The organism is Acidovorax sp. JMULE5, assembly GCF_013376875.1.
GTDB classification, from domain to species: domain Bacteria; phylum Pseudomonadota; class Gammaproteobacteria; order Burkholderiales; family Burkholderiaceae_C; genus Acidovorax; species Acidovorax facilis.
This window is the reverse complement of sequence record NZ_CP035951.1, coordinates 2,847,542-2,870,000: the sequence shown is the minus strand read 5'-3', so window position 1 is coordinate 2,870,000 and position 22,459 is coordinate 2,847,542. Positions and strand designations below refer to the sequence as shown.

At 63.4% G+C, this 22,459-nt stretch carries 17 protein-coding genes and 2 rRNA genes (1 of these 19 only partly in view); 15 read left to right on the top strand and 4 right to left on the bottom strand.

Features of this window, described 5'->3' with window-relative positions:
* A 23S ribosomal RNA gene (locus tag EXV95_RS12880) occupies window positions 1-2,564 on the top strand (it extends 315 nt beyond the left edge of the window).
* 154 nt (window positions 2,565-2,718) lie between these two features.
* Window positions 2,719-2,831, top strand: a 5S ribosomal RNA gene (gene rrf, locus EXV95_RS12875).
* Between the two features lie 256 nt (window positions 2,832-3,087).
* On the opposite strand, the gene EXV95_RS12870 is transcribed toward rrf, so the two are convergent.
* Entirely contained in the window at window positions 3,088-4,167 is a 1,080-nt protein-coding gene (locus tag EXV95_RS12870; protein WP_176887138.1) for an MBL fold metallo-hydrolase, read from the bottom strand.
* 125 nt (window positions 4,168-4,292) lie between these two features.
* Between EXV95_RS12870 and EXV95_RS12865 the strand changes: the two genes are divergently transcribed.
* From EXV95_RS12865 to EXV95_RS12830, 8 genes are read left to right on the top strand one after another with little or no spacing between them, the layout of a single operon-like run.
* Complete coding sequence (locus tag EXV95_RS12865) at window positions 4,293-4,688, top strand: MerR family DNA-binding transcriptional regulator (RefSeq protein WP_176887134.1); 396 nt, start codon at window positions 4,293-4,295, stop codon at window positions 4,686-4,688.
* Between the two features lie 42 nt (window positions 4,689-4,730).
* Window positions 4,731-5,192, top strand: coding sequence for a PaaI family thioesterase (locus EXV95_RS12860; RefSeq protein WP_176887133.1), 462 nt, complete (start codon window positions 4,731-4,733; stop codon window positions 5,190-5,192).
* A gap of 41 nt (window positions 5,193-5,233) precedes the next feature.
* Window positions 5,234-6,424, top strand: coding sequence for an isovaleryl-CoA dehydrogenase (locus tag EXV95_RS12855; RefSeq protein WP_121421268.1), 1,191 nt, complete (start codon window positions 5,234-5,236; stop codon window positions 6,422-6,424).
* 33 nt (window positions 6,425-6,457) lie between these two features.
* Window positions 6,458-7,117: a carbonate dehydratase gene (gene can / locus EXV95_RS12850; protein WP_121421267.1), complete on the top strand. Its 660-nt coding sequence runs from the start codon at window positions 6,458-6,460 to the stop codon at window positions 7,115-7,117.
* A 37-nt stretch (window positions 7,118-7,154) separates the two neighbouring features.
* The gene (aceK, locus tag EXV95_RS12845) at window positions 7,155-8,960 is read left to right on the top strand and encodes a bifunctional isocitrate dehydrogenase kinase/phosphatase (protein WP_176887132.1); all 1,806 of its coding nucleotides are present in this window, start codon (window positions 7,155-7,157) and stop codon (window positions 8,958-8,960) included.
* A 60-nt stretch (window positions 8,961-9,020) separates the two neighbouring features.
* Window positions 9,021-10,214 (top strand): acetyl-CoA C-acyltransferase, encoded by a 1,194-nt coding sequence (locus tag EXV95_RS12840; protein WP_176887131.1) that lies wholly within the window; start codon window positions 9,021-9,023, stop codon window positions 10,212-10,214.
* Window positions 10,215-10,260: 46 nt separating this feature from the next.
* Complete coding sequence (locus EXV95_RS12835) at window positions 10,261-11,313, top strand: DUF695 domain-containing protein (protein ID WP_176887130.1); 1,053 nt, start codon at window positions 10,261-10,263, stop codon at window positions 11,311-11,313.
* A gap of 28 nt (window positions 11,314-11,341) precedes the next feature.
* Window positions 11,342-11,974, top strand: coding sequence for a pyridoxamine 5'-phosphate oxidase family protein (locus EXV95_RS12830; protein WP_176887129.1), 633 nt, complete (start codon window positions 11,342-11,344; stop codon window positions 11,972-11,974).
* Between the two features lie 82 nt (window positions 11,975-12,056).
* Here EXV95_RS12830 and EXV95_RS12825 read toward each other — a convergent pair whose 3' ends face one another.
* The gene (locus EXV95_RS12825) at window positions 12,057-13,028 is read right to left on the bottom strand and encodes an IS30 family transposase (RefSeq protein ID WP_176885716.1); all 972 of its coding nucleotides are present in this window, start codon (window positions 13,026-13,028) and stop codon (window positions 12,057-12,059) included.
* Between the two features lie 111 nt (window positions 13,029-13,139).
* On the opposite strand from EXV95_RS12825, the gene EXV95_RS12820 reads away from it, so the two are divergent.
* The 4 genes from EXV95_RS12820 (at window position 13,140) to EXV95_RS12805 (ending at window position 17,985) form a co-directional block, all read left to right on the top strand.
* Window positions 13,140-13,808, top strand: a complete 669-nt coding sequence (locus EXV95_RS12820; RefSeq protein WP_176887128.1) for an SDR family oxidoreductase — start codon at window positions 13,140-13,142, stop codon at window positions 13,806-13,808.
* Window positions 13,809-13,968: 160 nt separating this feature from the next.
* Complete coding sequence (locus tag EXV95_RS12815) at window positions 13,969-14,688, top strand: carbonic anhydrase (protein ID WP_055393000.1); 720 nt, start codon at window positions 13,969-13,971, stop codon at window positions 14,686-14,688.
* A 140-nt stretch (window positions 14,689-14,828) separates the two neighbouring features.
* Window positions 14,829-15,959, top strand: coding sequence for an acyl-CoA dehydrogenase family protein (locus EXV95_RS12810; protein ID WP_176887127.1), 1,131 nt, complete (start codon window positions 14,829-14,831; stop codon window positions 15,957-15,959).
* A 244-nt stretch (window positions 15,960-16,203) separates the two neighbouring features.
* Entirely contained in the window at window positions 16,204-17,985 is a 1,782-nt protein-coding gene (locus tag EXV95_RS12805) for a hybrid sensor histidine kinase/response regulator (RefSeq protein WP_255484729.1), read from the top strand.
* A 3-nt stretch (window positions 17,986-17,988) separates the two neighbouring features.
* On the opposite strand, the gene EXV95_RS12800 is transcribed toward EXV95_RS12805, so the two are convergent.
* Both EXV95_RS12800 and EXV95_RS12795 read right to left on the bottom strand, forming a co-directional pair.
* Window positions 17,989-20,550: an ATP-binding protein gene (locus EXV95_RS12800; protein WP_176887125.1), complete on the bottom strand. Its 2,562-nt coding sequence runs from the start codon at window positions 20,548-20,550 to the stop codon at window positions 17,989-17,991.
* Window positions 20,550-21,200, bottom strand: a complete 651-nt coding sequence (locus EXV95_RS12795; protein WP_176887124.1) for a response regulator transcription factor — start codon at window positions 21,198-21,200, stop codon at window positions 20,550-20,552. Before EXV95_RS12795 ends, EXV95_RS12800 begins: the two co-directional genes overlap by 1 nt.
* A 181-nt stretch (window positions 21,201-21,381) precedes the next feature.
* Between EXV95_RS12795 and EXV95_RS12790 the strand changes: the two genes are divergently transcribed.
* Complete coding sequence (locus tag EXV95_RS12790) at window positions 21,382-22,458, top strand: hypothetical protein (RefSeq protein ID WP_176887123.1); 1,077 nt, start codon at window positions 21,382-21,384, stop codon at window positions 22,456-22,458.
* Window position 22,459: the final 1 nt, after the last annotated feature.

Below are 22,459 nucleotides of genomic sequence, written 5' to 3'. Positions count from 1 at the left end.
GCAGGTGATAGCCCTGTATGCGAAAACAGACGTGTGGTACTAAGTTAGAGAAAAGTAGGGCGGGACACGAGAAATCCTGTCTGAATATGGGGGGACCATCCTCCAAGGCTAAATACTCGTAATCGACCGATAGTGAACCAGTACCGTGAGGGAAAGGCGAAAAGAACCCCGGGAGGGGAGTGAAATAGATCCTGAAACCGCATGCTTACAAAAAGTAGGAGCCCGCAAGGGTGACTGCGTACCTTTTGTATAATGGGTCAGCGACTTACATTCAGTGGCAAGGTTAACCGAATAGGGAAGCCGTAGAGAAATCGAGTCCGAATAGGGCGAATCAGTCGCTGGGTGTAGACCCGAAACCAAGTGATCTATCCATGGCCAGGATGAAGGTGCCGTAACAGGTACTGGAGGTCCGAACCGACTAGTGTTGCAAAACTAGCGGATGAGCTGTGGATAGGGGTGAAAGGCTAAACAAACTTGGAAATAGCTGGTTCTCTCCGAAAACTATTTAGGTAGTGCCTCAAGTATTACCGTCGGGGGTAGAGCACTGTTTAGGCTAGGGGGTCATGGCGACTTACCAAACCTATGCAAACTCCGAATACCGACGAGTACAGCTTGGGAGACAGAGCACCGGGTGCTAACGTCCGGACTCAAGAGGGAAACAACCCAGACCGCCAGCTAAGGTCCCTAAAATTGGCTAAGTGGGAAACGAAGTGGGAAGGCTAAAACAGTCAGGATGTTGGCTTAGAAGCAGCCATCATTTAAAGAAAGCGTAATAGCTCACTGATCGAGTCGTCCTGCGCGGAAGATGTAACGGGGCTAAGCCAGTTACCGAAGCTGCGGATGTGCAATTTATTGCACGTGGTAGGAGAGCGTTCTGTAGGCCTGTGAAGGTGTCTGGTAACGGATGCTGGAGGTATCAGAAGTGCGAATGCTGACATGAGTAGCGTTAAAGGGGGTGAAAAGCCCCCTCGCCGTAAGCGCAAGGTTTTCTACGCAACGTTCATCGGCGTAGAGTGAGTCGGCCCCTAAGGCGAGGCAGAGATGCGTAGCTGATGGGAAACAGGTCAATATTCCTGTACCGATCAATAGTGCGATGTGGGGACGGAGAAGGTTAGCTCAGCCAACTGTTGGATATGTTGGTTCAAGCCTGTAGTCGTGCCTGGTAGGCAAATCCGCCGGGCTTAGATGAGGGGTGATAACGAGTCTGCTTGCAGACGAAGTGAGTGATACCCTGCTTCCAGGAAAAGCCACTAAGCTTCAGCTATTGACGACCGTACCGCAAACCGACACTGGTGCGCGAGATGAGTATTCTAAGGCGCTTGAGAGAACTCAGGAGAAGGAACTCGGCAAATTGATACCGTAACTTCGGGAGAAGGTATGCCCCAAGTAGGTGAACCTGTACAAGGCGAGCCCAACGGGGTTGCAAAAAATCGGTGGCTGCGACTGTTTAATAAAAACACAGCACTCTGCAAACACGAAAGTGGACGTATAGGGTGTGACGCCTGCCCGGTGCTGGAAGATTAAATGATGGGGTGCAAGCTCTTGATTGAAGTCCCAGTAAACGGCGGCCGTAACTATAACGGTCCTAAGGTAGCGAAATTCCTTGTCGGGTAAGTTCCGACCTGCACGAATGGCGTAACGATGGCCACACTGTCTCCTCCTGAGACTCAGCGAAGTTGAAATGTTTGTGATGATGCAATCTCCCCGCGGAAAGACGGAAAGACCCCATGAACCTTTACTGTAGCTTTGTATTGGACTTTGAACAGATCTGTGTAGGATAGGTGGGAGGCTTTGAAGTGAGGTCGCTAGATCTCATGGAGCCAACGTTGAAATACCACCCTGGTGTGTTTGAGGTTCTAACCTAGGTCCATTATCTGGATCGGGGACAGTGCATGGTAGGCAGTTTGACTGGGGCGGTCTCCTCCCAAAGCGTAACGGAGGAGTTCGAAGGTACGCTAGTTACGGTCGGACATCGTGACGATAGTGCAATGGCATAAGCGTGCTTAACTGCGAGACTGACAAGTCGAGCAGATGCGAAAGCAGGACATAGTGATCCGGTGGTTCTGTATGGAAGGGCCATCGCTCAACGGATAAAAGGTACTCTGGGGATAACAGGCTGATACCGCCCAAGAGTTCATATCGACGGCGGTGTTTGGCACCTCGATGTCGGCTCATCTCATCCTGGGGCTGTAGCCGGTCCCAAGGGTATGGCTGTTCGCCATTTAAAGAGGTACGTGAGCTGGGTTTAAAACGTCGTGAGACAGTTTGGTCCCTATCTTCCGTGGGCGCTGCAGATTTGAGGAAGCCTGCTCCTAGTACGAGAGGACCGGAGTGGACACACCTCTGGTGTATCGGTTGTCACGCCAGTGGCATTGCCGAGTAGCTAAGTGTGGAAGAGATAACCGCTGAAAGCATCTAAGCGGGAAACTCGTTTCAAGATGAGATCTGCCGGGGCCTTGAGCCCCCTAAAGAGTCGTTCAAGACCAGGACGTTGATAGGTCAGGTGTGGAAGCGCAGTAATGCGTTAAGCTAACTGATACTAATTGCTCGTGCGGCTTGACCCTATAACTTTGATAGCCAATATGCAAACTGTAAGGAATGTGTGAAAAGCTCAAAGATTGTTATGCCAAGTTGACGCAGTCAAAAGACACAAAAATCTGATTCCAAACTCTATGAATTCGCCGAGCTGTTCCTCGAACAGCTCAGCACCCAGTTATGCCTGATGACCATAGCAAGTTGGTACCACTCCTTCCCATCCCGAACAGGACAGTGAAACGACTTTGCGCCGATGATAGTGCGGGTTCCCGTGTGAAAGTAGGTCATCGTCAGGCTCTTACAGCCCAAAAAACCCCAGTCATATTTGACTGGGGTTTTTTGCTTTTGGCATCCCAAAACGCATCAAGTGCAGCGGACTGCTCAATGCGCTCGGGTTCAACAGCCCACCTAGCCCATCTCAAATTACTTGCGCCGACCAGGCGTGCACAGCATCTCACAAGCCTTGCAGGCCTTGATCAGCATTAATGCGGGGTTGGGCTCGGCATTCGTTGGCTACCCAATGAGCACATGTCGTTCTCGGATTGGATGCGTTTATCCACCGTTCGGTGCTCGAAATCTCTGCACCCCGGCTTGGTCGAGAAAGCGCTCCAACTTCCCCTCCATCCACAGATGGTGTAGGTGCGCCAGGGCCTCACCCATGGCAAAAGTCATCTGATGGGTGTCCAGCTTGCGTTGAAACAGAATCGGCAAGGTATCTGCAGCGCTCAAGGCACGATCATGGGCTGCTTGCAAGATCTCCGAGAGCCGTTCCCGGTGGTGGTTTTGCAGTTGCGCAATGCGCGTCGCCAAGCCTATAAACGGCTTGCCATGCGAAGGTAGCACTAATGTGCTTTCCGGCAGGTCCAGATACCGCAACAGCGAAGTCAAGAACAACTGCAGCGGATTGGCTTCGGGCTCGCTGGCATGGACGCTGACATTGGTCGAGATGCGCGGTAGCACCATGTCACCGCTGATCAAGGTGGTCAACTCAGCACAAAACATCGCGATGTGCTCAGGCGCGTGTCCATAGCCGCTTATGCAACGCCACGCCCGGCCCCCGATGTCCAGCGTGTCTCCATCCATGATTCGGCGAAAGCGGGGTGGCAGCGCGGGCACGAGGGTCGGGAAATACGATGCGCGCCCACGCACATGAGCTAAAAAGGATGGGTCTTGCGCACCATGCAGAGCATAAAAATCCGCCCCTGCATCTCCGCCAAACCCTTGCGGGTCATAGACAGCGACCCGAGCCACGTTGTAGTCGGTGGCACTGATCCACAAGCGTACATCCCATCGCTCGCACAGCCAATGCGCCAAGCCGATATGGTCTGGATGCATGTGGGTCACGATGACGCGCAAGATAGGCAAGCCACCCAGGCAGTTCACAAAAATCTGCTCCCACTGCGCCCGGGTCGAAGCACTGTCGATGCAGCAGTCCACCACGGTCCACCCGTCCAGCATGACACCGCCAGCGCCCGGTTGTCGGTCGCGCAGCAGCCACACATTGATGTGATCCAGCGCGAAGGGAAGACCCATGCGAATCCAGTGGACTCCCGGCACGACCTCGATGGAGCCGCCCTCGGGAGGGAGCGCGTCGCCCAGCGGGTAGTGGATCTGGTGTTCGAGTGGGTTCATGGCGAAGGTGTGATGGGTTAGCATTGACGTTAACGTAAACGTCATGCATTCGATGCATTGTAGGGAGCTGCCGCCACCGGGCTGTCTCCTGTGCGAAACCGATACTGCTGTGTGCAGCACCCACCATGGCCAATACTTACACCATCAGCGACCTTGCCAAAGAGTTCGATCTCACCACCCGGGCGATCCGTTTTTATGAAGACATGGGCTTGCTGCAGCCTGAGCGCACTGGATCTGCCGGACGCAACCGCGTGTACAGCGCACGCGACCGCACCCGGCTCCGCCTGACGCTGCGGGCCAAGCGCCTGGGCCTGTCACTGACGGAAGCCAAGGAGATCATCGACCTCTATGACAGCCCCCGTGATACCGGCGTACAGCTCCGCAAGTTCCTGGACGTGCTGGTGGTCCATCGCAAACAACTCGAAGAGCAAATGGCCGATCTGCAGGCCAACCTGGAAGAGGTGCGCGAGCACGAAGAAGAGGCGCGCACGCTACTGGCCAAGGTAGAAAAGCAAAATTGATCCATAATTGACGTTTACGTAAACGTAAATCAGGAGACTGCAGTGAGCACGCCCCCCTTTGAGCCGCGTTGCATCGACTTTGCCGACCGCGTGCGCGACAGCTTTGCGCGGCAAGGGGCCATGCAGACGCTTGGCGCGTCGCTGGGATTGGTGGCGCCAGGCGCTGTAGACATTGAACTCCCCTGGGCAGCCGCCCTGACCCAGCAGCATGGATTTCTCCATGCGGGCATGGTGTCCACCGCGCTGGATTCCGCCTGCGGATATGCCGGTTTCACCCTCATGGCGGCCGATGCCGCGGTGCTCACCATCGAATTCAAGATCAACTTGCTGGCCCCTGCCAAAGGCGAGCGATTCCGCATGGAAGGACGGGTGCTGAAGCCCGGCCGCACCATCACCGTCTGCGAAGGCCGAGCCTTCGCTATCGACGGCAACCAACAAAAGCTGGTCGCCACCATGGGGTGCACTCTCATGGCGGTCACCGGACGCGACAGCATCCAGGGCTGAGCCCTGCCCATTTCCCTACCTTCTACGAGGAGACAAACCCCATGAGCATTCCCGCCAACCTTCCCGGCCTCAACTTCCAGCTGGGCGAAGATATCGATGCCCTGCGCGATGCCGTGCGCGACTTCGCGCAGGCAGAGATCGCTCCCCGCGCGGCCGAAATTGACCGCAACGACCAATTCCCCATGGACCTGTGGCGCAAGATGGGCGACTTGGGCGTACTCGGCATCACGGTGCCCGAGCAATACGGCGGCGCAGCCATGGGCTACCTGGCCCACATGGTGGCCATGGAAGAAATCTCGCGCGCTAGCGCCTCGGTGGGCTTGTCTTATGGCGCCCACAGCAACCTGTGCGTGAACCAGATCAACCGCAACGGCAGCGAGGCACAAAAAGCAAAGTACCTGCCCAAGCTCATCAGCGGCGAGCATGTGGGCGCGCTGGCCATGAGCGAACCCGGCGCGGGCTCGGACGTGATCAGCATGAAGCTCAAGGCCGAGGACAAGGGCGGCTACTACGTGCTCAATGGCAGCAAGATGTGGATCACCAACGGCCCTGATGCAGACACCCTGGTGGTGTATGCCAAGACCGAGCCTGAGTTGGGCGCGCGCGGCGTGACCGCCTTCCTGATCGAGAAGGGAATGAAGGGCTTTTCGATCGCGCAGAAGCTCGACAAGCTGGGCATGCGCGGCAGCCATACGGGCGAGCTGGTGTTCCAGGACGTTGAAGTGCCCGCAGAGAACGTGCTGGGTGGCCTGAACCAGGGCGCCAAGGTGCTCATGAGTGGCCTGGACTACGAGCGTGCGGTGCTGACCGGCGGCCCGCTGGGCATCATGCAGTCCGTGATGGACAACGTCATCCCTTACATTCACGACCGCAAGCAGTTCGGCCAGAGCATTGGCGAGTTCCAGCTCATCCAGGGCAAGGTGGCCGACATGTACACCGTGCTGCAGGCGGGGCGCTCCTTTGCCTACACGGTGGCCAAGAACCTCGATATGCTCGGCACCGACCACGTGCGCCAAGTGCGCAAGGACTGCGCCAGCGTGATCCTGTGGTGTGCCGAGAAAGCCACCTGGATGGCGGGCGAAGGCGTGCAGATTTATGGTGGCAACGGCTACATCAACGAATACCCGCTGGGCCGCCTGTGGCGCGATGCCAAGCTGTATGAGATTGGTGCGGGCACGAGCGAAATTCGTCGCATGCTGATCGGCCGTGAGCTGTTTGCTGAAACCTGCTGATCTTCTATCTAATCATTGAGACCCAAGGACAACATGCCCTCCTCCATCGAAGACCTGTTTGTTCACAACCGCGCCTGGGCGGCCCAGATGGAGCGCGAGCGGCCCGGCTTCTTCACCAGCCTGCTGGCGCAGCAAAAGCCCAAGTACATGTGGATCGGTTGCTCCGACAGCCGGGTGCCTGCCAACCAGATCACCGGCCTGGAGCCCGGTGAAGTGTTTGTGCACCGCAATGTGGCCAACGTTGTGGTGCCTACCGACCTGAACTGCCTGTCCACCATCCAGTACGCGGTGGATCAGTTGCACATCGAGCACCTGATGGTGGTGGGGCACTACGGCTGTGGTGGCGTGCTGGCGGCGTTGGAGGGCACGCGCGTCGGCCTGGCCGACAACTGGATCCGCCATGTGCAGGATGTGCGCGACCGCCACCGTGACCTGATTGCCGCCACCGCCCCAGAGTGGCGCCACGACGTGTTGTGCGAACTCAATGCCATCGAGCAGGTCGTCAACATTGCCCAGACCACGGTGATGCTCGACGCCTGGGGCCGGGGCCAGAAGGTGACGCTGCACGGCTGGTGTTATGGTCTCAAGGATGGTCTCATCAACAACCTGCACATGTCCGTGGGCAGTACCGAAGGCCTGGACTCGCTGTACAAGGCCGCGATCGCCGGTGTGGCTGCCGTCAAAAGGCAATAGCCAACCACCGCATCCCCTCAACGGCTGAGCACCCGCCATGTTCCCGCAACGGCTTGACGCTCCCCAGGCCTACGGCATTGCCAAGGCCATGATGGATGGCTTCAACCGGCACTACCGGTTGTTCCGCACCGAGTCCGCGCGGGCCAAGCACCGCTTTGAAACCGGCGACTGGCACGGCCAGCAGCGGGCCCAGCGCGAGCGCATCGAGTTCTACGACCTGCGCGTGAAAGAGTGTGTGCGCAGGTTAGAGAAAGAGTTCGAGGCGGGTGCACAGCCCATGGACGTGTGGCACCAGGTCAAGCTGCACTACATCGGCCTCTTGGTCAACCACCACCAGCCCGAACTGGCCGAGACCTTTTTCAACTCGGTCACCACCAAGATCCTGCACCGCACGCATTTCCACAACGACTTCATCTTTGTGCGGCCTGCGGTCAGTACCGAATACATCGAAAACGAAGAGCCCGCAGCGCGCCCCACCTACCGCGCCTATTACCCGTCGCGAGACACGCTGGGCGAGACCTTCCAGGTCATCGTCGAGAACTTCCAGCTGCAGCGTGAATTTGCGGACTTGGGCCGAGACACCGCCTGCGTGGTGGGCGCCATGCGCGGCCGGCTCGACAAAGTGAGGCTGCGCGCCAACTTTCAGATCCAGGTGCTCACCAGCCTGTTCTTTCGCAACAAAGGCGCCTATGTCGTGGGCAAGATCATCAACGGCTTCAACGAAGTGCCGTTTGCGCTGCCCATCCTGCACGACGACAACTGCAGGCTGTTTATCGACGCGGCCCTGTTTGGCGAAGACGACATGCAGATGCTGTTCAGCTTCGCACGCGCCTACTTCATGGTGGACATGGAGGTGCCCAGCGCCTACGTGCAGTTCCTGCGCAGCCTCATGCCGCGCAAGCCCCGCGCCGAGATCTACAACGCCCTGGGCCTGGCCAAGCAGGGCAAGACGCTGTTCTACCGCGACTTTCTGTACCACCTGAAGCACTCCAGCGACCAGTTCCGCATCGCGCCCGGCATCAAGGGCATGGTCATGCTGGTGTTCGACCTGCCAAGCTTTCCCTTCGTGTTCAAGCTCATCAAGGACTACTTCCCGCACCAGAAGGAAACCACGCGCGAGCAGGTCAAGGCCAAGTATTTGCTGGTCAAGCAGCACGACCGCGTGGGCCGCATGGCCGACACGCTCGAATACAGCGAAGTGGCCTTTCCGCGCAGCCGGTTCGACGATGCCCTGATTGCCGAGATCGAGAAGTTCGCCCCCAGCCAGCTCGAAATCAGCGACCGTGATGGCGACGGCCAGACGGAGGTGATCATCAAGCACCTGTATATCGAGCGGCGCATGATCCCGCTCAACATCTATCTGCAGGAAGCCTTCGACACGGGCCTGTCCGACCCCCGAGCGCGCCAGCAGATGGAGCACAGCGTCATCGAATACGGCAATGCCATCAAGGACCTCGTGGCCGCCAACATCTTCCCGGGCGACATGCTCTGGAAGAACTTTGGCGTCACGCGCAACGGCAAGGTCGTGTTCTACGACTACGACGAAATCGAATACCTCACCGACTGCAACTTCCGCCGCGTGCCCACGCCGCGCAATGAAGAGGAAGAGATGAGCGGCGAGGTCTGGTACAGCGTCGGCCCGCGCGATGTGTTCCCTGAAACCTTCGGCCCCTTCCTGCTCGGCAACGATGCCGTGCGCGAGGTGTTCATGTTGCACCACGCCGATCTCCTCGACGCTGCCTTCTGGCAGTCGCACCAGGAACGCATCCGTGCGGGCCACATGTTTGACGTCTTTCCCTACGACACAGACCGGCGCTTTGCGCATGGCGCAGCAGGCCGGTAGCCCCCTTAATTCACCCCTCCCAAACTTTTCATCCGAACCATTTCACAGGAGACCATCACCATGTCTGCATCCACCCAAGACCCCATCGTCATCGTCGGCGCCGCACGCACCCCCATGGGCTCGCTGCAGGGCGACTTTTCCGGCCTGGCCGCGCACGACCTGGGCGGCGCCGCCATCAAGGCCGCCATTGAGCGCGCCGGTGTGTCGCCTGACGCCGTGGGCGAAGTGCTGTTCGGCAACTGCCTGATGGCTGGGCAGGGTCAGGCACCCGCGCGCCAGGCGGCGTTCAAGGGCGGCCTGCCCAAGGCCGCTGGCGCCGTCACGCTCAGCAAGATGTGCGGATCGGGCATGAAGGCCGCCATGTTTGCGCACGATATGCTGCTGGCCGGTTCGCACGACGTGATGGTGGCAGGCGGCATGGAGAGCATGACCAACGCCCCCTACCTGCTGCAAAAGGGCCGAGGCGGCTACCGACTGGGCCATGACCGCATCTTTGATCACATGATGCTCGACGGCCTGGAAGACGCTTACGAAGCGGGCCGCAGCATGGGCACCTTTGGCGAAGACTGCGCCGCCAAGTACCAGTTCACCCGCGAGCAGCAGGACGCGTTTGCCACCGCCAGCGTGCAGCGCGCCAAGGCCGCCACCGAGTCCGGCGCGTTCGCGGCCGAGATCGTGCCCGTCACCGTCAAGACCCGCGCGGGCGAGACCGTGGTGTCGGTGGACGAAGGCCCCGGCAAGGTCAAGCTCGAAAAAATCGCCACCTTGAAGCCCGCGTTCAAGAAAGACGGCACCATCACCGCCGCGTCCAGCTCCAGCATCAACGATGGCGCCGCCGCGCTGGTGATGATGCGCGAATCCACCGCGAAGAAGCTGGGTTGCAAGCCCTTGGCCCGCATCGTGAGCCACGCCACGCATGCGCAAGAGCCCGAGTGGTTCGCCACTGCCCCGTTGGGTGCCACGCAGAAGGCGCTGGCCAAGGCCGGCTGGCAGGTTGGCGATGTGCAGCTGTGGGAGATCAATGAAGCCTTCGCGGTGGTGCCCATGGCGCTGATGAAGGAGCTGGATCTGCCCCACGACAAGGTCAACGTGAACGGCGGCGCCTGCGCTTTGGGCCACCCCATCGGCGCCAGCGGTGCACGCATCATGGTGACGCTGATGTACGCGCTCAAGGCGCGCGGCCTGACCAAGGGCCTGGCCACGCTGTGCATCGGCGGCGGCGAGGCCACGGCCGTGGCGCTCGAACTGGTCTGACGATGGAGAGGGATGGGATGATTCCCATCTCTTCACAAGGACCGCGATGACCGCACCATCTCCCGAGATCACCACCTTCTGGCGTGAATTTGTCGATGCCCAGGCATCGCTCCAAGCCCAGCCTCTGCGCGAGCGGGTCGAGTCGGCCAACGTGCTCATCGAGCGTCACCTGAGCGGCCTGGCGCTGGAGATGTCTGGCGGCGACAGCGATGCGGTGGTGGATCTCATCGTCACCGCCCACGGCAGCATCGACAACTTTCCGTTGCTGATGGAGGTGGTGGCTGCCGCCCCCACGCTGCAGAACTACCGGTTGCGCGCGTTTCGGGAGCGCACCACGCAGCCCGACTTTCCCATCGGCATGGAGGGCTTTGAGCTGTCCACATCGGAGGTGCTGGTCGCCTGCGGACAGGACGATGGCCAGGCCGCGCTGGAGATCCGCTTTGGCCGCGAGATCCCCAGCGACTACCAGGACCACGCTCGCAACATGGTGTTCATCATGCTCGACCATGTTCTGGGCGAATACGACTTCGCCGTCAAGGTGGGCGCGGTGGATTTTGTGGAGGAAGCCTCCGACCCGCTGGCACCCTGGGTGCCCCTGAGCCAGTTTGTGCCGGTGTTCGACCGCTATTGGGTGGACACCCTGGGCCGCACCAGCGACTTCCCTGCGGGCGAGCACGACTGGTCGGGCATGACCTTGTCGTTTGGCGGGCAGGACGATGAGGATGGCAGCGGTGACGAGGCTGAAGACAAGGCCATTGTCATGGTCAACCGCAGTGCCAACCCCGTGGCCATGCGCGCCGATCTGGCCTACGCGCTGACCCTGGACCTGGCCGTGGGCAACCGCGATCAGCTGGCCGCCGTGCAAGACCTGCAGGACCAGGCAGCCACGCTGCTCGCGCTGCCGCAGCTGGGCATCATGGCCTACACACTGACCCGCGCGGGGCGCCGCAAGGCCGTGTATTACGTGGGCGACAAGCAGCTGGCCATGCAGACGCTCGCACCTTTGCTGCTGCGCGATGAGGCCGAATCGCTGGAGCTGACCTTCGCGTTTGATCCCGCATGGTCAGGCTATTTCGAGTTTGCCGTGCATTGCCCGTGAACTCTTTCAACCCCTTGCAGGCCACACCATGATCGAAACGCTCGAACAATTGCGCACCCTGTACGCAGCCCCCGGCGAGCGGGCCCTGCGCAAGCAACAACCGCAGCTGGATGGGCACTGCCAGCGCTTCATTGCCCTGTCGCCGTTCTGCGTGGTGGCCAGTGGTGGCGCCCATGGTGCTCTGCTCGACGCCTCGCCACGCGGCGGAGCGCCGGGGTTTGTAAAGTCGCCCGATCCCCACACCCTGCTGTTGCCCGATGCGGGCGGCAACAACCGGCTCGACACCCTGACCAACCTGCTGAGTGACCCGCGCATCGGCCTGCTGTTCATGATCCCGGGTGTGGATGAAACCCTGCGGGTGAATGGCACCGCACGCCTGCGCGACGAAGCGTTGTACACCGACTTCTTCACGGCCGAGCGCCAGCGCCCAAAGATAGTGATCGAAGTGCGCGTTGCCGAGGCCTACCTGCACTGCTCCAAGGCCTTCATGCGCTCGCGGCTGTGGTCCGCCGATGCGCAGGTGGACCGCGCGCAACTGCCCACCATGGGCCAGATGATTCACGACCAGATGGGCCTTGCGACCGAGCCCGAGTCGCAAGTGGCGATGCTGCAGCGCTACCGCGCCCAACTGGCGCAAGAGCAGCAACTCGGCGACGCTTGAGGGGATTGATGTTGAATACTTCTGTTTTGATAGCTTTCAGCGCTTGATGGATAAGCGCTGGTGGCTGTTTTGGTAGGCGGTTTCAACAACGAAGTGCGCCAGTACCCAGTGTAAGTGGGCTCACTTTGTAGCCATGGAACACCTCATGCGGAGTCTTCCAGCCCAAGCATCTGCGGGGTCGGTGGTTGAGCCGGTACACGGCTTGGAGCACCTGCTCTTCGCTGGCCGTGCCCAGATCGCTGCCCTTGGGGAAGTAGTGGCGTAGCAGCCCATTGTGGTTCTCGTTGAGCCCCCGCTGCCAGGGGCTGTGCGGATCGGCGAAGTACACCTTCGTCTTCAGGCGTCTATGCACCCACCTGTGCTCGGCGAATTCCTTGCCGTTGTCCAGCGTGAGGGTGTGGCGGTGCTTGGGATGGTGCCTGAGCATTTCGATGATGGCCTGGCCCACCGGCTCGGCCTGGCGCCGCTGCACATGCTGCGCCAGTGTGTAGCGCGAGCGTCGCTCGGTCAGGGTCACCAGCCCTGCCAGTCCACCCGCACCTGAGACGATGGTGTCCCCCTCCCAGTCACCCAGGCGCGCTCGCTTGTCCACAATGGCGGGGCGCTGTGCGATACCCACGCGATCGCGCAGTTGCCCCGCACCCGAATGTGCCTTGCGTCGGCGCTGGCCGCAACGCAGGCGCGGTGCAGCTTGTCCCATGCGGCGCAGCCGGTTGTAGATGCAGGTGTGGCTGATGCGCAGGCGCTTTTCCAGCCCCAGGCGGGCGGCGGCCTGCTGAGGTGACAGATCCAGCTGCAGATACGACAGCACCAACTCCCACTGGGCATCGTCAAAGCGCTGAGCGTTGGTCTGACCACTTTGGCGCGCAAGAGCCTGTTGATGGGCGCTGTGGGCTTGGTACGCCGTGCTGGCGCCGCTGTTGCGCCTGATCTCGCGGGCAATGGTGCTGCGGTGGCGCCCCAGGCGCAGGGCTGTCTGTGTGATCGACAGCCCCACGTCGCGAAGGCATTGGATTTGGTAACGTTCGCTTTGGCTCAAATGGGTGTAGTTCATGGTGCACTTGGGTTGACTGGCAGGTCACACAAGTCATCTTCACTTACTTGTCTGGGCCTACCTTTTGGCAACGTGCACTTCGTTGTTTAAACCGCCATTCAAATTCCCTCTATGAAATCCATATTGGTCATCGGCGCGTCGCGCGGCATTGGTCTGGAGCTGGTGCGCCAGTACACCGAGGCGGGCTGCCGCGTCATCGCTACCGTGCGCGACGATGCGGGCAGCGAGCGGGTACAGGCCCTGGGCGCCGAGGTGTTGACCGTGGATGTGGCCAACCCTGCCAGCGTCAGCGGGCTGGCTTGGCAACTGGACGGCGAAAAGATCGAGACCGCCTGGTATGTGGCCGGTGTCATCCGCCGCCCCAATGCGCTCACGCCGCCCACCCAGCAGGACTTCGATGCCGTGATGCACACCAACGTGCTGGGCGCCATGCAGACACTGCCGCAGGTCGCGCCCCTGGTGGCCGACGCGCAGGGCGTGTTCGCTTTCTTGTCCTCGTCCATGTCGCAGATTGGCAGCGTTCCCAACAGCGGCTCCTGGCTGTACCGGACCAGCAAGGCGGCGCTGAACATGGCCGTTGCATCCGCCCAACACGACTACCCGAACGCCACCCTCATCACCATCGACCCCGGCTGGGTGCAGACCGACATGGGCGGCGAAGGCGCTGCGCTGACTGTGCAGGACAGCGTGCGCGGCCTGCGCGCCACCGTGGCGGGCGTCACGGCCGCCGACAAGGGCCGCCTGCTGCACCACGACGGGCGCCGCGCCACGCACTGGTAGCCCGGTGGCTATCAGGCTGCCGGATCGATGCAAGATTTGGACTGGCGCCTGGTGGAGTGGATCCGCAAAATTGCGTGGCGCTGGCTGCCTGAAAACGGCTTCCTGCGCGGGCTGGCTAAAGAGAGGGCCAGCTCCATGCAACCCAACCGGGAGTCCAAAAATGTGTGATTGTCTTGCTACCCCGGCGGCGCTTGCGCCGTCCCGCCGCCGCCTTCTGGGCGGTGCCGCAGCCTTGGCTGCCCTGGCCTCCAGCGCCCGCGTGCTGGCTGCTGACACCCCTTTGCCCGACAACCGCATCGGCCCCGACGCAGCACTTGCGCGGCTGGTGCAGGGCAATGCCCGCTACGTGGCGGGCCGTTCCACGCAGCGCGACTTTTCGGTGGGCCGGGTGGCGCGCACCACCGGGCAGCGGCCCTTTGCGGCCATCCTGAGCTGCGCGGATTCGCGCATTGCGCCCGAGCTGGCGTTTGACCAGGGGCCCGGCGATCTGTTCGTGGTGCGGCTGGCGGGCAACTTCCTGAACGACGATGCGCTGGCCAGCATGGAATACGCGATCGAGGTTCTGCAGGTGCCGCTCATCCTCGTGCTCGGGCACAGCAACTGCGGCGCTGTTTCCGCCACCATCAAGGTGGTGCAGGAAGGCACCCAGCTGCCCGGCCATCTGCCGGGGCTGGTCAACGCCATCCGCCCGGCCGTCGAGGCGGCGCAGCGCCGCCAGCCTGCCAACTTGCTGGTGGCCGCCACCGAGCAGAACGTGCGGCTCAATGTGGCCCGGTTGACCACCTCCGAGCCGCTCCTGGCCGGGCGCATGGCCAGCGGCGCCATCCGCGCCGTGGGGGGCGTGTATGAGCTTTCCAGCGGCAAGGTCTCGCTGGTCTAGCCCCCGGGTACGCAGGAGCACGTAGTCCGCCCGCTCTTAGCGGGCGCGCCCGCAGACGCGGGCAAAATTGCATGTTGACTCGCTGGTAGGTGCCTGGGCATCCAGAGCCTGCCGGCGCCGAACGATCCCAAGGAGACAACATGCTGCTGACCCAAGACCAGGAAATGATCCGCGACGCGGTGCGCGACTTTGCGCAAGAACAGCTGTGGCCCCACGCCGCGCGCTGGGACAAGGAACACCACTTCCCCAAAGAGGCGCACCAGGGCCTGGCTGCACTGGGTGCCTACGGCATCTGCGTGCCCGAAGAGTTCGGCGGTGCCAACCTGGACTACGTGACGCTGGCGCTGGTGCTGGAAGAAATCGCAGCCGGTGATGGTGGCACCAGCACGGCCATCAGCGTGACCAACTGCCCCGTCAACGCCATCCTCATGCGCTATGGAAATGCACAGCAAAAGCGCGACTGGCTCACGCCGCTGGCGCGCGGCGAAATGCTGGGCGCCTTCTGCCTGACCGAGCCGCATGTGGGTTCCGACGCTTCCGCACTGCGCACCACAGCCGTGAGGCAGGGCGACGAATATGTGATCAACGGCGTCAAGCAGTTCATCACCAGCGGCAAGAACGGCCATGTGGCCATCGTCATCGCCGTCACCGACAAGGGCGCGGGCAAGAAGGGCATGAGCGCCTTCCTCGTGCCCACCAACAACCCCGGCTATGTGGTCGCGCGGCTCGAAGACAAGCTGGGCCAGCACAGCAGCGACACGGCGCAGATCAACTTCGACAACTGCCGCATCCCGGCCGAGAACCTGATCGGCGCCGAGGGTGAGGGCTACAAGATCGCCCTGGGCGCGCTCGAAGGCGGGCGCATCGGTATTGCCGCGCAGAGCGTGGGCATGGCGCGCAGCGCGTTTGATGCGGCGCTGGCGTATTCGAAGGAGCGCGAGAGCTTTGGCACCGCCATCTTCAACCACCAGGCCGTGGGCTTTCGCTTGGCCGACTGCGCCACGCAGATCGAAGCCGCGCGCCAGCTCATCTGGCACGCCGCCGCGCTGCGCGACGCGGGCCGCCCTTGCCTGAAGGAAGCCGCCATGGCCAAGCTGTTTGCCAGCGAGATGGCCGAGCAGGTCTGCAGCGCCGCCATCCAGACGCTGGGCGGCTACGGCGTGGTGAACGACTTCCCGGTGGAGCGCATCTACCGCGACGTGCGTGTGTGCCAGATCTACGAAGGCACGAGCGACGTGCAGAAGATCATCATCCAGCGCGCGCTGGCCTGAGCCTGCTCGGCGCCATTGTCGGCGCCATTGTCGGCGCCATTGTCGGCGCCATTGTCGGCGCCGCGACCGCTGCCTCCGTGCGGTGGTGACGGTTGCGCTGTGAGTGGGGCCGCAGCAGATGCGCTCTCAGCCATGCCCTGGTCGCTACCCGACGTACTCCCAAGCGCTGCCACGCGCCGGCGTCAACACGCAACCCTCCCAAAGTAGGGGGTGTTTGGTGCGGGAAGATGCCAACATCGGCCCGATGAACTCCGAACGCGTGCTCTCCTGGGACACCCTGGCACCCGCCGCCCAGCTGCAGTTGTTGGGCAACAGCTTCATGCGGGTGCGCGACGGCTGCACTGTCATGCCGCTGCTGGGGCTGCCGGGCTTGGCCTGGCTGTATTCGCTGGGCTTGTGGCCCCCTGGCATCACGCTGTGGTGGGGGGCGTCGTTGTTGCTGGTGGGGGCTGTGTGGGGCGTCTGGGGCCTGTGGCAGCGGGCCCTGAAGCAGCGCGACAGCCACGATGCGGCAACGCTGCTGGCCGTTTGGTTGCCTCGTGTGCAAGCGCTGGCTGCGTTGTACGGCGCGTTGGTGATGAGTTCTGCGGCCTCCGCCGGGCCCGACACGCCCTTTGAACTGCGCGTGGTGTTCATCTGTGGCTCCACGCTGGTGGTGTCGGCGCATGCCGCGCACCAGTCGGCGGCGCTGGTGGTTTTTAAGCGGTTCTTTTTCACCAGCTACGCGGTCAGCCTGTTGTCGGTGCCCTATGTGTTTCCCGATCACTGGCCGTACCTGTTGCCCATGCATCTGGCGTTTGGCGTGTTCTTTCGCAATGCGAGCATCAGCCATCAGTTCTTTCTGAGCAATGTAGACCTGACGGAGCGGTTCCGTGCCGCCAAGGGCGAGGCCGAGCAGGCGCTGGCTGTGAAGAACCAGTTCCTCGCCACCGCCAGCCACGACCTGCGCCAGCCCGTGCATGCCGTGGGGCTGCTGGCCGAATCCATCGCGCTGCGCAACCGGGACCCGGCGCTGGATGCCACGCTGCAGAACCTGCGCCAGGGCGTGCAGTCGCTGCAATGGATGTGCAATGCGCTGCTGGACCTGTCGCGCATCGAAGCGGGGGCCGTGCAGGCAAGGCCCCAGGCAGTGGCACTAGCGCCGCTGCTGCGCGAAGTCGCCACGCTGCTAGGGGAATCTGCGCGCACCCGGGGCCTGGTGCTGCGCCTGCGCCCGCCACCGGCCAGCGCCCGGGTGCAGGCCGACCCGATGCTGCTGCGCCAGTGCGTGGTGAACCTGGTGCACAACGCGCTGCGGTACACGCAGCGTGGCGGCGTGCTGCTGGCTGTGCGCCGCCGCGCCGGGCATTGGCAGGTGGAGGTGTGGGACACCGGCCCCGGCGTTGCCGCCGAGGAGCGCGAGCGCATCTTCTCGCCCTTCACCCGCAGTGCCTCGGCGCGCGTGGCAGACGATGCAGGCTACGGCCTGGGCCTGGCTGTGGTGGCGCGCTGCGCCGAGATGATGGATGCGCCCCTGGGCCTGGTGTCGCGCCTGGGGCGCGGCTCGCGGTTCTGGCTGCGGCTGCCGCCTGCCACGTCCAGCGCAGTGGTCGTTGCGCCAACGCCCGCCACCGTGGCGCGCCAGGGCGGCCTGCAGGGCCGCTGCCTGGTGGTGGAGGACGACCCGCAGGTGGCCGCAGGCTGGCAGCAACTGCTGCAGGACTGGGGCGTGCAGGTGCGCTGCGCGGCCGATGGTGCCGAGGCACTGGGTTGTCTGGAACAGGGCTTCACGCCGCAGGCCATCTTCTGCGACCAGCGTTTGCGCTCCGGCGAAAGTGGGTTCGCCTTGCTTCAGCGCCTGCAGACACTGTGCCCTGACACCGCACTGGCCATGGTCAGCGGTGAATGGGATTCGCCCGCGCTGCGCCAGGCGGAAGAAGAGGGCTACCTGGTGCTGCGCAAGCCGGTGGCGCCGGAACAGCTGCACGCCTTGCTGCGGCAGTGGCTACCTGATTCGTCGGAAAGCTATAAAAAAGATAGCTGTTAGCGCTTATTGGTAAAGCGCTGAAGGTTGTTTTGATTGATTTTTCTGCTGGCCCAGCCACTGGGCCAGCACCGCGTGCAACTCCACGGGGCTCACCGGCTTGCGCAGCACCAGGTAGCCCTCGTCTTCGGCATCCCGCAGCGCGGGCGCATTGAACTCGCCGCTGACCATGGCGCCGCGTGCAGCGGGGCAGCGGGCCAGCAGGGCGCGCAGTACGTCAAAGCCGCTCTCGCCCGTGTGCAGCCGCTGGTCGCAGAAGATGGCATCCGGCTCGAACCCGTCGTCGAGCTGGGCATGCGCCTCGGCCGTGGTGGTGGCGTATGCCGCCGTCACGCCCCAGGCCTCCAGCATGGCGCGCCAGGCCTTGATCACCTGGCGGTCGTCGTCCAGTACCAGGCAGCGGCCTTGCAGCGGGCGCATTGCCGTCTCGTCGCGGTGCAATGCCGCCAGGTCGGGTGGCACGGCCGTCGCTGAAGTAGCGGTGGTGTGGGCCGGCAGCCGCAGCCAGAAGCATGAGCCCCGCCCCAGGCGCGACCGCAGGCCATGGGTGGCGCCCATCTGTTCGGCGCAGCGCGCCACCACGGCCAGCCCCAGGCCGTGTCCGGCGTCGTTCATCTGGTCCGCCCGCTCCCCTCGGTAGTAGGGGCTGAACACCCGGTACTGGTCCGCCACGGCGATGCCGACGCCGGTATCCCGCACTTCCACCAGCCAGTCGCTGCCGCGCGCCCGCACGCTCACCAGCACCTTGCCTTGGGGCGTGTAGCGGATCGCGTTCTGCACCAGGTTGGCCAGCGCCTGGCGCAGCAGCACCGGTTCTGCCCACACGGTGGCCCCGCCACGCGGCACCCATAGCCGCAGGGCCAGCCCGCCGAGGCTGGCCTGCTCACGGAACAGGCGCACCACGTCCGCGAGCAGTGCGTTCAGGTCCACCACGCCCTTGGCGCCCAGCGGCTGGCCGGATTCCAGGCGGGCCAGGTCCAGCAGCGCGTTGAACAGCTGGTTCATGGCCTGCATGCTGTTGCGCAGGTCGGCAACCAGGGGGCGAAGAACCGGGTCGCTGTTGCGCAGGCTGATCGCCTCGACCATCAGCGACATGGCATGCACGGGCTGGCGCAGGTCGTGGCTGGCGGTGGCGAGGAACAGGTTCTTCTCGGTCAGCGCGCTTTCGGCCTGCCGCCGGGCTGCCGCCAGGGCCGCGTTGGCCGTGCGGGTGCGACGGTACTGCCAAAAGCTGGCGCCCGCCGCCAGCAGGGCCAGCGCCACCGTGGCGGCCAGGCCGATCTGCTGCATGCGGCGCACGCGCAGCTCGGCATCTTGCACCCGATTGGCCTGCGCCAGCTGCTCAATCTGGCGCTGCCGTTCAGCGCTGTCAAAGCGCTCCTGCAGCGCGGCCACGGCTTGGTCGCGCTCGGTGTGGAACAGCTCCTTGGCCAGCGCCTGCTGCTTGCGCGTGGTGGCCATGGCTTCGCGGTACAGGCCGGCTTGCTCGTACATGCGCGAGAGCTCGCCCAGCAGCTGCTCTTCCATGGGCAGGGAGCCTGCTTCATGCACAAACCGAATGCCCGCCTCCACCTCGTGCACGCCGGCCGCAATGCGGCCCTGGCCCATCAGCGCAAAGCCCAGATTGGCCTGCGCCATTGCGGCCCCGCTCAGCTCGTGTGCATCGCGGTACGCGGCCAGGGCCTCGCGCATCACGGGCTCGGCTGCGGCATACGCCTTGCGCTGCAGCAGGACGTCGCCCAGGTTGTTCAGCGCCGTGGCCTGGAGCCCGGTGAGCCCGCCGGCGCGGGCGATCTGCAGGGACTGCCGGTAGGCGGCCACGGCGGTGTCGAGATTGCCCTGCACGTTTTCCACATTGCCACGGTGCAGGTGCAGCCAGCCCAGCGCCTGCCGGGCGTCCAGCTTTTCGGCCAGCGGCAGCGTCTCGCGAATGGTCTGCAGCGCGCGGTCGGGGTTCTTCATGTCGAAGTGCAGCAGCTCCAGGTGGGTGCGCGACCGCAGCTCGGATGTGGCTGCCTGGCGCGGCAGCGTGCGCGAGAGTTCCAGGCTGCGCAGCAGGTGGGTCATCGCCGCTTCGAACTGGCCGTTGCTGCTGTGCAGGGCGCCCAGCGTCAGGTGGTAGAGCCAGCGCACCCAGGGGTCGGGCACCTGCTCGGCCGCGCCCGTTTCGCGCGTCAGGGCGTCCAGCCCGGCGCGTGTTTTGCCCGCCACGGCCCATTGCCGGGCCTCGAAGCAGATGGCCAGCACCTGCGTCGAGGCATCGCTGTGCGCAGCCGCAAGCGCTTTCAGTTGCGCTATGCCCTCGGTCACCACCGCAGCCTGCCCGGTCTCGAAAGCTGCGTCCGTCAGCGCCGCCAGGTAGGTGCGCCGGGTCGCGACATCGGCCGCGTTGGCAAAGCGGGTGGCGGCGGCCTGCAGCGCCTGCACGGCCTCGGCGCTGTTGCGTTGCGACAGGGTCTGCAGCCGGTCCAGCTCTGCCAGGTCCGGGTTCGGTACCTGTGCCCCTGCGGGCAGTGCCGTCTGCAGGCACAAGGCCGCGACCAGCACCACGGCCCTGACGACGCGCATCAGGACAGCTCCAGCCGCCGGCCGCGCAACAGGGTGATGGCCTCGACCCGCGTGCGCACCCGCAGCCGCTCCAGGATGCCCGTCACGTGCTCCTTCACGGTGCTCTCGGCAATGTCCAGCTGCAAGGCGATGCGCTTGTTGGGCAGCCCCTGCAGCACCAGCGCGAGGATCTGGCCCTGGCGGGTGGACAACCCCAGCTCGGCCGGGGTCACCGGCAGATCGCGGCTGCGCGGCGGCTGGCTGCCCAGCAGGCCTGGCTCAAACCAGACCAGCCCGCTCAGCAAGGCTTCCACCGCCAGACCAAAGGTCTCAGGCGCTGCTTGTTTGTGGATGAAACCCTGTGCGCCTGCCTGCCGGGCCAGCTCCATCACGGCGGGGTCATCGTCGCCGCTGATCACGGCGATGGGCATTCCGGGGCAGTGGCTGTGCACCTGGGCGATCAGGCCCACCGCAGCGCCTTCCGCAAGCCAGAAGTCGATGAGCGCGATGGCTGGTGTGCCCCGCATGTCCACCCAGCGCAGAAGGTCGTCCGCCCCTGCGGCCTCTACCACCTCCATCTGCGGCAGGCGTGCGCGCAGGAACTCGGCCATGCCGTGCGCCACGAGCGGATGGTCGTCCAGGATGAGCGCGTAAGGGGAGGTGGGGGCCATGCGGTGGGAGAGGGTGGCTGCGCCTTGCGGCTCAGGCGCGCTGACAGCGCGGAGGTAGGGCAAATTCTGCCAAGTGTTGAGCAGGATGGACGGCGCGCAAACCCTACCAGGGTAGGGTTCCGTACCGCAGGAGGTGCTGCACAGAATCCGCCCTTCATTCACGATCAAGAGGTTTCTGTTCATGACACGACAAGCAAGCGCAACGGGTGCTGGGCGCACTGGGCACTCCGTACGGCCCCTCTTCCGCTGGGCACCCCTGGGCTTGGTGGCCGCCTTGCTGGTGGGTTGTGGCGGTAGTGACGATGACAACAACGGCACGCCGCCGCCTACCGCAGGCGCGTTCAGCATTGGCGGTGCGGTCACGGGCCTGGGCGCAGGCAAGACGGTGACGCTGCAAAACACCGGCAAGGACGACCTGACGATCAATGCCAACGGCAACTTCGTCTTCGTGACGCGCCTGGACAGTGGCATTGCCTATGCCGTCACCGTCAAGACCCAGCCCAGCGGCCAGCGTTGCACGGTGACCCAGGGCACGGGCACCGCCACCGCCAACGTCAGCAACGTGCAGGTGCGCTGCGAGAACCTGGCGGCCGCCACCTATACGGTTGGCGGCTCAGCGACCGGTCTGGCGGGTGGCACGCTGGTGCTGCAGAACAACGGAGGCGATGACCTCTCGGTCTCCAGCAACGGCGGCTTCACGTTCGGCACTGCGCTGGCCGGCGGCACGCGCTATGCGGTCACCGTGCGCACGCAGCCTTCCGGCCAGAGCTGCACGGTGCGCAATGGCACCGGCAGTGTGGGCTCTGCCAACGTGGGCTCGGTGGAGGTGAGCTGCGGCACGGTGGTGGCATTGCCCGAAGGCGACTGGAAGCAGGAACTGTGCGTAGTGGTGCGGCCCGGCACCTGGGGCCGCTCGCTGTGGCGCATCACCCGCCAGGGGGACAATCGCGTGACGGGACAGATCGGTGTGGCCACCTATGCTGACGCCAACTGCACGGGCGCTGGCACGGTGGCAGGCCCTCTGACCGATGTGGGCAATGTGGCGTTCGACCGTAACGGCAGTACGGCTACGCTGACCGCGTTCTGGGGCTTGTGGACCCAGCCGTCAGGCCTGACATCGCGTGCCGTCTGGGCCCGCAAGGGGAGCCGCCTGTGCATCTTTGGCGACCAGATACCCACGGCCTTCCCAACGGCGGTCAGTGTGGAGAGCTACGTGGACACCGTTCTGCCCAACAAGACCTGCTACACGCAAAACTGAG

What these genes read in the sequence shown, in the direction of transcription:
- EXV95_RS12835 (WP_176887130.1), top strand. Translation starts at nt 10,261, where the DNA reads ATGACCGCACCATCTCCCGAGATCACCACCTTCTGGCGTGAATTTGTC.
- EXV95_RS12790 (WP_176887123.1), top strand. Translation starts at nt 21,382, where the DNA reads ATGACACGACAAGCAAGCGCAACGGGTGCTGGGCGCACTGGGCACTCC.
- EXV95_RS12870 (WP_176887138.1), bottom strand. Translation starts at nt 4,167, where the DNA reads ATGAACCCACTCGAACACCAGATCCACTACCCGCTGGGCGACGCGCTC.
- aceK (WP_176887132.1), top strand. Translation starts at nt 7,155, where the DNA reads ATGTTCCCGCAACGGCTTGACGCTCCCCAGGCCTACGGCATTGCCAAG.
- EXV95_RS12815 (WP_055393000.1), top strand. Translation starts at nt 13,969, where the DNA reads ATGTGTGATTGTCTTGCTACCCCGGCGGCGCTTGCGCCGTCCCGCCGC.
- EXV95_RS12810 (WP_176887127.1), top strand. Translation starts at nt 14,829, where the DNA reads ATGCTGCTGACCCAAGACCAGGAAATGATCCGCGACGCGGTGCGCGAC.
- EXV95_RS12830 (WP_176887129.1), top strand. Translation starts at nt 11,342, where the DNA reads ATGATCGAAACGCTCGAACAATTGCGCACCCTGTACGCAGCCCCCGGC.
- EXV95_RS12800 (WP_176887125.1), bottom strand. Translation starts at nt 20,550, where the DNA reads ATGCGCGTCGTCAGGGCCGTGGTGCTGGTCGCGGCCTTGTGCCTGCAG.
- can (WP_121421267.1), top strand. Translation starts at nt 6,458, where the DNA reads ATGCCCTCCTCCATCGAAGACCTGTTTGTTCACAACCGCGCCTGGGCG.
- EXV95_RS12865 (WP_176887134.1), top strand. Translation starts at nt 4,293, where the DNA reads ATGGCCAATACTTACACCATCAGCGACCTTGCCAAAGAGTTCGATCTC.
- EXV95_RS12840 (WP_176887131.1), top strand. Translation starts at nt 9,021, where the DNA reads ATGTCTGCATCCACCCAAGACCCCATCGTCATCGTCGGCGCCGCACGC.
- EXV95_RS12825 (WP_176885716.1), bottom strand. Translation starts at nt 13,028, where the DNA reads ATGAACTACACCCATTTGAGCCAAAGCGAACGTTACCAAATCCAATGC.
- EXV95_RS12820 (WP_176887128.1), top strand. Translation starts at nt 13,140, where the DNA reads ATGAAATCCATATTGGTCATCGGCGCGTCGCGCGGCATTGGTCTGGAG.
- EXV95_RS12855 (WP_121421268.1), top strand. Translation starts at nt 5,234, where the DNA reads ATGAGCATTCCCGCCAACCTTCCCGGCCTCAACTTCCAGCTGGGCGAA.
- EXV95_RS12795 (WP_176887124.1), bottom strand. Translation starts at nt 21,200, where the DNA reads ATGGCCCCCACCTCCCCTTACGCGCTCATCCTGGACGACCATCCGCTC.
- EXV95_RS12805 (WP_255484729.1), top strand. Translation starts at nt 16,204, where the DNA reads ATGAACTCCGAACGCGTGCTCTCCTGGGACACCCTGGCACCCGCCGCC.